We start from the raw sequence: 7,055 nt of genomic DNA on the forward strand, positions 1-7,055 counted from the left end.
ACACTGCGGATATTTTTATTGAACAAAAAACGTTATCTCTACCTACAAATTCCACGTAAAAGTCATAACGTTCAAACTAATAAATGCCCCAAAATGCGTTTTGCGGTTTTAAAGTGGAATCAGGCCTAATAAGGCTCTATCCATAGAAAAGCTAATGTGTAGTGGCACCGGTGTTTTTCAAGATAGTTGACACTCTTCGCTTAAATTTTACGCTACCTTTTTCGTCTCTTCATCGGGCACATGATCTGGGTTCAACATTACCGCGCCGATTGGTTCACAGTTCCTTATTCCGTTAGGCCAACGTTTTGGATTTCTCTCCCTTGCAGCTTCAAGCACAGTTTTTCGATTAAATAAAATATCGTTATCTTGCATCGCATGTCTCTTGCCTGGGGAAACAAATTTGAGCTTGCTATGTTTGTGCTCGTAGTTATACCAAGTGACAAATTTCTCTACCCATTCACGAGTTTCAGTCAGACTTTTAAAGCCCTTGCTAGGCCATTGTGGCCGGTACTTAAGCGTCCTAAACAATGCCTCTGAGTAAGGATTGTCATTACTCACACTCGGTCTGCTAAGTGAGGCCGTAACGCCCAACTCTTCAAGCTTAGCTTTCATGGTCAGACACTTCATTGGCGCACCATTATCTGAGTGCAAGACTAACGGCTGGTTGAAGCATTGTTCACGCAACATGTTTCGCTGCATAAGCTGGGCAGCAAGCTCACCACATTCCCGCTCATGGACTTCATATCCAACAATCTTACGGCTATAAATATCTTCAAACATATACAGATAATAAAACTGACCTTTGATGACCGAGGCACAATAAATAAGTGATATCCCAAGACCAGATTTCATTTGGCCCTTTTGCCTGATAAGCCGCAGGTTTACTTCTTGATGCAACTTGCCTACTACGGCCACGATGGTTGACCTGTTCATTAACTTTAAGTACGCGGTAATACGTTGATTCAGAAGCGATATAAATGCCTTCATCCAGTAGTGTTGGTACTATCTGTGACGGTGGCAAGCTGGCAAACCTAGCCTCATTGCATATATCTAACACTTGCTGACGTTCGCTCTCGCTGAGCTTATTTGCAGGCTCAGGCCTAACCGCTATCGGTCGTAAGTCAGCCTGTACATTTCCGGATTTGTACCAGCGACGGAAAGTCCGCTTACTGAGTAAAGCGACTTCACAAGCCTTATCCAGTCTTGCGCCACTATGGTGAGCCTCTCGGATTAACTCGACTAATTTAACGCGCTCAGTCAGCGTTGTTAGCTCTCCTCGTTGTCGTCTCCCCACAAGGCATTGAGCTTTTTTCTTAGCACCAATAACGCCGCAGTTTCTGCCAGCGCCTTATCTTTATAACGCAACTCACGCTTCAATGATTTGATCTCGGCTTTATCTGCTTTAGCCTGAATTTTTATCTCTTTAGCTTGAGACTTGCTCGACTGAAAACCACCTAAGCAGTCTTCTTTCCACTCAAGTATTTGCTCTCTAAATAAGCCCTTTTCTCGGCAGTACTGACTAATTCCTGCTTCTGACATCGGGGCTGTTTCGATAATAACAGCGAGCTTAGCTTCAGCAGACCAATCATCACTAGTCAATGTTTTACCTGGCACGGGTAGACCTTCTTTTCTGAGTTTGTCGCGCCAATGATACAAGGTTTTGGTCGAGATCCCTTCACTAAGGGCAACCTCTGCAACGGTCATATTTTTGGGAGGCAATAATTTTTTTAGGATCGCTTCTTTACGTTCTTGTGAATATCGGGCCATCTAGCTCTCTGTTTACCGCCCCTTATATTAGATTAATGGATGATTTTAAGGGGTGACAACAATCCTGACACAGGGGGGCACAGTGATTTTGGAAGCCAAGATGTAAGAGGGATAATCTCAATCTAAACACAAGGTAAATGGTAGTTAGATACAATTTGCATTGTGTCTATAATGTTAGCTTGGTAAAATCCCCTTAATAAAGCGAGTTACTAGGCATCACTAGTACATCAAGTAAAACTTGGATATATTAAACCTTATGGACGAAGTTGAAATTACTTCTGTAATTAGAGAAGTATCACAGGGCATGACAGCGCCTTATTTATGTGAAGCTAGTGATGATAATCAGTACATTGTCAAAGGTAGCAAAGCATCTCCAAAAGAATTAATGTATGAATGGGTTGTGGCGCATCTTGGTGTTTCGTTTGGTCTTCCTATCCCCCCCTTTAAAAAAGCTGTAGCTGATAATGAATTTCTGAAATATGGCATATATGACTTATATTGCTGTAACTTCGCATCAGAAAGACAAAAAGACATTCAAGAAATTCGTTTTAATCAATTAGAAGCGCTGGGTAATAATATACTTAAAGATCTCTTTTTTTTCGACTATTGGATACAAAATGATGATAGAAATCTAACTGAACGTGGCGGTAATCCTAACTTTTTTGTTCATCAAAAAACTCTTGAACCTTTTGTTCTTGACCACAACTTAGCATTTAATAAAGATTTCTCACTAGCTGAACATAAACTTTATCACGTAGGTGCAAAGTTCTGGAATGGTCTAGACTTAATAGACAGAGAGGATTACGAAAAAAGGATACGTAAATGTACCATAGTCTTAGACAAGGCGTTTAAGTCTTTACCTAAAGATTGGCTAGAAAATGACCCCAATGGTAGCATTGAAGCATCAATCAGAAGTATATTGAATCGAGTTAACGAAGATGAATTTTGGGAGGGTATAAAATGAAAACTTTACTGCACTTTGCAACTATTCGCTTTATGCCGTTCGCTGAAACTCAAGAATTTGCCAATGTCGGCATTTTAGCCTTTACACCTAATGGCAATTTTGTTGACTATAAATTGGCTCCAACTAGATTTAAACGTATTAATGAGTTTTTTGAAGATTTTGATGGCCAGTTGTATGCCTGTGCGCTAACTTCATTCGAAGTTGAGCTTAAAAGAGTTAAGGATTTCTGTCATTATTTACATGGACAGCAACTAGTTGACCTAATGAATGAGGTCACTAGGACAAGAGAAGGTATCATCGTGTTTGGAGAGTTGAGTGCCACCTTAACAGAAAACCCGAAAATCACTCTGGAACGCCTATTTGATAAGTATATTGGTAGGAATTTTCAACAGCAAATAGAGTACCGTGAAACTCAAATGGTTAGAGCTTTAAGGAAAAACCTTACAAATTTACTACCAAAAGAAGTCCGATATAAGGAAACCAGCCTTGATGTTGGCTATACAGCGTATAAACTTCCTTTAGTTGCTAAAGTTGCAAACACAGTCAAAACAATTAAGCCGTTAGCGTTTAATCAAAGTACTACATTAATGCTAACAGAGCATGGTGATCGTTGGATTTCTCGCGTAAAACACCTATTGAAAGCTAATGTAATTCAAAAAGAAAACTTTCTTTTTACAATAGAAAGACCTACTAATGAAAAGGATGAATTTCATCAGTCGTTTGAAGTGATTTATGGAGGAATGAAAGAACTCGGCGTGGAAATCATACCCTACGAATCGAAAGAGGATATTATCGAGTTTGCTCAATTCGATGAACTCAATAATTCTGCTAACTTCAAACTATCTCATTAGTTGTAATCAACAGCTGCACTATGTGCAGCTTTTAAGTTTTGTACCAAGCTTCCATTAACACTGTCCTTTCTCGAATTATTTTACATCAATATTGCCTTAAACATATTATCATGTACGGCGTTCGCAATCATCTCGCTTACAAACCGAGTCTCCTTGAAATAGAAGGGATGTTTCCTGAATGTAATATTCATTTTATCATTCAACATTGAATTGTTGAGCTATTGAAAAACTTCAACGAGACGAAACAGCAAATCCTCTGTAATATTTTGGTTCGATGGTCTGCTTATACCCCTTAGATTACGCAATACAAAACGTTGCATATTTTTTAAGATTTTGAATCTAATAATTGTCCATTTTCGAGTCAGCGCTGACTCACTTATGCCCCAAAACGTGTTTCACTATTCAAGAGGCAAATTTGCCGAACAAAGCTTGGCTTTAGAAAAGCTAATGAGAAAGGGGTTGCTTAATCTATAAGTTATGCATTTCCTATCTTCCCTAGGCTGTTTTTATCCACAGTATTATTGGTTTTTGTCATATTTCCAGTCAATAGTTGATGGAATTGTGCGCGTTTACACTTGTGGCTTAATATAATACTATTTAACATCACGCGCTTAGATATATGTGCATGTAAATAATAGGTTTGAAAACCGTGCATGCGCACTATACAAATGTTAGGTTGAAAATAAAATGTTCGAAAGTCTCGAAAAACTGTGGCAGTTAACTGGAAAAGAGAGAGCTCAATTTCCTGAGTCAGAGAATTATTATTTTGATCCTGTTGGCCTCATCTTATTCAGAGATATTGAAAATAAGGGGTATTGGTGCACACCTGAAAACTCAGTTACTTTTGCAACAACTGGAGGTGATGGCGTCCACTTTGGTTTCTTAACCGACAATGGTGAAGTAAATGAAAACTCGCCAATAGTAATGACGCTGCCTTGTGCTGATACATCAAACATTATAGTTGGTGCGAACTTCGAAGAATTCTTAAGTTTGGGGTGTCGTTGCGGTTACTTCGAACTAGAGCAAATTGAATATAAGCCAAAAGAGCAAATTCCATTTCTTGACACTCACGAGTACTCATCAGAAATGGAACCAAATGAGATCAATTTACTAAAAAGTATCGAGCACCAATTTGACCTTACAGCATGGTTAAATCATTCAGCGAGGTTAGCAGAACTAAAGTTAAAATACTTTGGTGGCCTAAAATATTCGGCAGAGTACTATGATGTTACAACCTAACAAGTGCATCTTGCCAGATTTAGATAAACTGTTACCTTTTTTTGCAAAAATACGCACAAAAGCCGCCAATTTACCCAAGCCGCAAATGCAGGCGTTAGTTTTAAAGGAATACCCTTGATAGATTTGTGGAATAAACTAGAAGAAAACCCTCGTTTCTTTACTTTTTTTTGGGGGGCCGCAGGATCTCTGGCAGTATGGCTTATAGTAGAGCATTCAGGAACTATATTATTATACTTAGGAAGTGGCGCTCTAAGTTCTCTCACTGATTACGTTGATAGTCGGTACGAAAAAGCTGCAATGCTGCAACCAACTAATTACTCATACTATATTTTAACCTTGTTCTTCGTTGCGGTTACTGTTATTTGGGCAGGAACATCATCGAGAATGAATCTGAATAAACCTAAAGAAAAAGAAACTTCTAATTCGAATAAACCAATTCCCAAGTGGGCTCCCTTTCTAGTTGCATTTATTAATATAATCGTTTGGTTTTGGTTATCTTTCGTTCTATTGTTTTTGGCGGGTGAATCAATGGTTTTAAATGCAACATCTGATTATACTCAGCATATGCGAATTATCGCACCGTATATCGACAGTCAGAAAGAAGAGAATATTTTATCGAGTTGGTCACAAATGAATTCTATTGATGATTACAATAAAATATATTTAGAACTTAATGAGATAGCCAAAGAAAACAATATTGTACTTAAGCGTAACCGTCAATATTAAAACTAATCGGGTAGACGGAGGTGTCTAACCTCCAACCCCCACACCACCCAGCATGCGACTCCGCACAGGGCGGTTCATTTAGAGCGCCTAACCTAAACTTTCTGGTTAGGGTAATGAACTGCGATCCATCTCTTAGTGAACATAAACCCGCTTTCTTAAGATAATCATTAGTAATGATTATCTGAGCCATAAATTTTAGAGCTTAAGTACTAACGAGCTTTTGTCCATTTTCGAGTTAGCGAGTCTGCGCTGACTCCTTATGCCCCAAAAAAAATGAGCTTGGACAGAATTGAACCTAATTTAAAGCTTAGGAATTTGACTTATTGTTTTCATACCTACAACATTTAACGATTTGGTCAAACTATTTAACCAGTTACAAAGGCACCTATTCCCGAGCTATATAATTTGTGGCGTCATGCTAGTAATAGAGCCATCACAGGTTGATTTTAAACATTCCCTCATGTTCTTCAAATAACTGCCAGGTTCCTGCTGCGGATTGGGTCACACTATTCAACGTCATAACCACATCACTAAACTTCAACATTGGACAGGGACACGATAGTTTACCGTCTAGCCAAATGAGTTTTTGTTTCAGCATTTTATGAAAATCTTCGTGCTGAACCCTAAGCACTTTATGTGCACTTCCTCCTACTAAGATGAATTGCATCCCATTCTGTTCCGATAGAGCCAATAAATCTTCATTCATGGCATTATTGTCGCGAGTAATGGGTACTGAATAGGTAAGTTCATCATGGCCGTCGAATCGAAACATAATGAAGATGATATAAAAAGTGGGCTCATGAATTGAAGTCACAATACCTGCCGAGACTTCTATAGCCGGAAATTCTTTAACCTTTGCAATCTGCTCATCGTTACAATTCACAATGAAACTGACGAAGTCCATTGGGTTCCCATCCAAATCGCAGCCAGTCGGATACGGAATAGCACTTCCTTCTGGTATTTGAAAGGCTAAGTCGCGAAAGAAGGGGGCTAAAGTTCCCAGTTCATCGCGAAAAAGCGTATTGTTTTCTTTATGTTGCTCCGGTAAATGTTTGTCGTTCTTTTTTAACCAATCGAAAAATCCCAAATCGCTCTCCTTGGCTAAGTTAACCCGCTCAAATGAAATAATATAGAGCTTAACAGCATTCATTCAACTTATTCTTTCACGCATCATGAGGTTCATTTAAACCTATTAGGTTTTGTCGCAAACTGAGATCTTGCAACGATGACTTGAGGGCGCATGGAGTTATTTCTCCCAAAGTTATGGCTAAAGTCAAAAGAGAAAAAAGAATTAATTAAATATAGAAGTACTATTAAACCATTAATTGGCAATGGCGTTAAGGTTTCGATTAAAGAGACTAAGATACTTTTTCTAATCAATGGCAGGTTATCTAGCGAGGTATATCTAACACATTTATGTCCATAAATTCGTTTCAGCGCATAATGATGACAGAGGGCTTCACTGACTCTACTGTTCCCTATTAGTCTTTTAATAAGATATAGCCCAA

Annotated in this window: 5 protein-coding genes and 1 pseudogene; 4 read left to right on the top strand and 2 right to left on the bottom strand. The window is 38.7% G+C overall.

Annotated features, from left to right (window positions below; genetic code table 11):
- Positions 1 to 207: 207 nt before the first annotated feature.
- Positions 208 to 1,767 (bottom strand): annotated as a pseudogene (locus L2748_RS22580) (IS3 family transposase).
- Positions 1,768 to 2,023: 256 nt separating this feature from the next.
- On the opposite strand from L2748_RS22580, the gene L2748_RS22585 reads away from it, so the two are divergent.
- The 4 genes from L2748_RS22585 (at position 2,024) to L2748_RS22600 (ending at position 5,547) form a co-directional block, all read left to right on the top strand.
- Positions 2,024 to 2,731: a HipA family kinase gene (locus L2748_RS22585; protein WP_220783315.1), complete on the top strand. Its 708-nt coding sequence runs from the start codon at positions 2,024 to 2,026 to the stop codon at positions 2,729 to 2,731.
- Positions 2,728 to 3,582, top strand: a complete 855-nt coding sequence (locus L2748_RS22590; RefSeq protein WP_220783314.1) for a DUF3037 domain-containing protein — start codon at positions 2,728 to 2,730, stop codon at positions 3,580 to 3,582. Before L2748_RS22585 ends, L2748_RS22590 begins: the two co-directional genes overlap by 4 nt.
- Before the next feature lie 687 nt (positions 3,583 to 4,269).
- Positions 4,270 to 4,821 (top strand): hypothetical protein, encoded by a 552-nt coding sequence (locus tag L2748_RS22595; protein WP_220783313.1) that lies wholly within the window; start codon positions 4,270 to 4,272, stop codon positions 4,819 to 4,821.
- Between the two features lie 114 nt (positions 4,822 to 4,935).
- Entirely contained in the window at positions 4,936 to 5,547 is a 612-nt protein-coding gene (locus L2748_RS22600; RefSeq protein WP_220783312.1) for a hypothetical protein, read from the top strand.
- 433 nt (positions 5,548 to 5,980) lie between these two features.
- Here the strand turns inward: L2748_RS22600 and L2748_RS22605 are convergent, their stop codons facing one another.
- Positions 5,981 to 6,697, bottom strand: coding sequence for a hypothetical protein (locus L2748_RS22605; protein ID WP_220783311.1), 717 nt, complete (start codon positions 6,695 to 6,697; stop codon positions 5,981 to 5,983).
- Positions 6,698 to 7,055: the final 358 nt, after the last annotated feature.

Source organism: Shewanella sairae, from assembly GCF_023283535.1.
GTDB lineage: Bacteria > Pseudomonadota > Gammaproteobacteria > Enterobacterales > Shewanellaceae > Shewanella > Shewanella sairae.

Coding starts and splice junctions, on each gene's coding strand:
- L2748_RS22590 (WP_220783314.1), top strand. CDS start 2,728: ATGAAAACTTTACTGCACTTTGCAACTATTCGCTTTATGCCGTTCGCT.
- L2748_RS22585 (WP_220783315.1), top strand. CDS start 2,024: ATGGACGAAGTTGAAATTACTTCTGTAATTAGAGAAGTATCACAGGGC.
- L2748_RS22605 (WP_220783311.1), bottom strand. CDS start 6,697: ATGAATGCTGTTAAGCTCTATATTATTTCATTTGAGCGGGTTAACTTA.
- L2748_RS22595 (WP_220783313.1), top strand. CDS start 4,270: ATGTTCGAAAGTCTCGAAAAACTGTGGCAGTTAACTGGAAAAGAGAGA.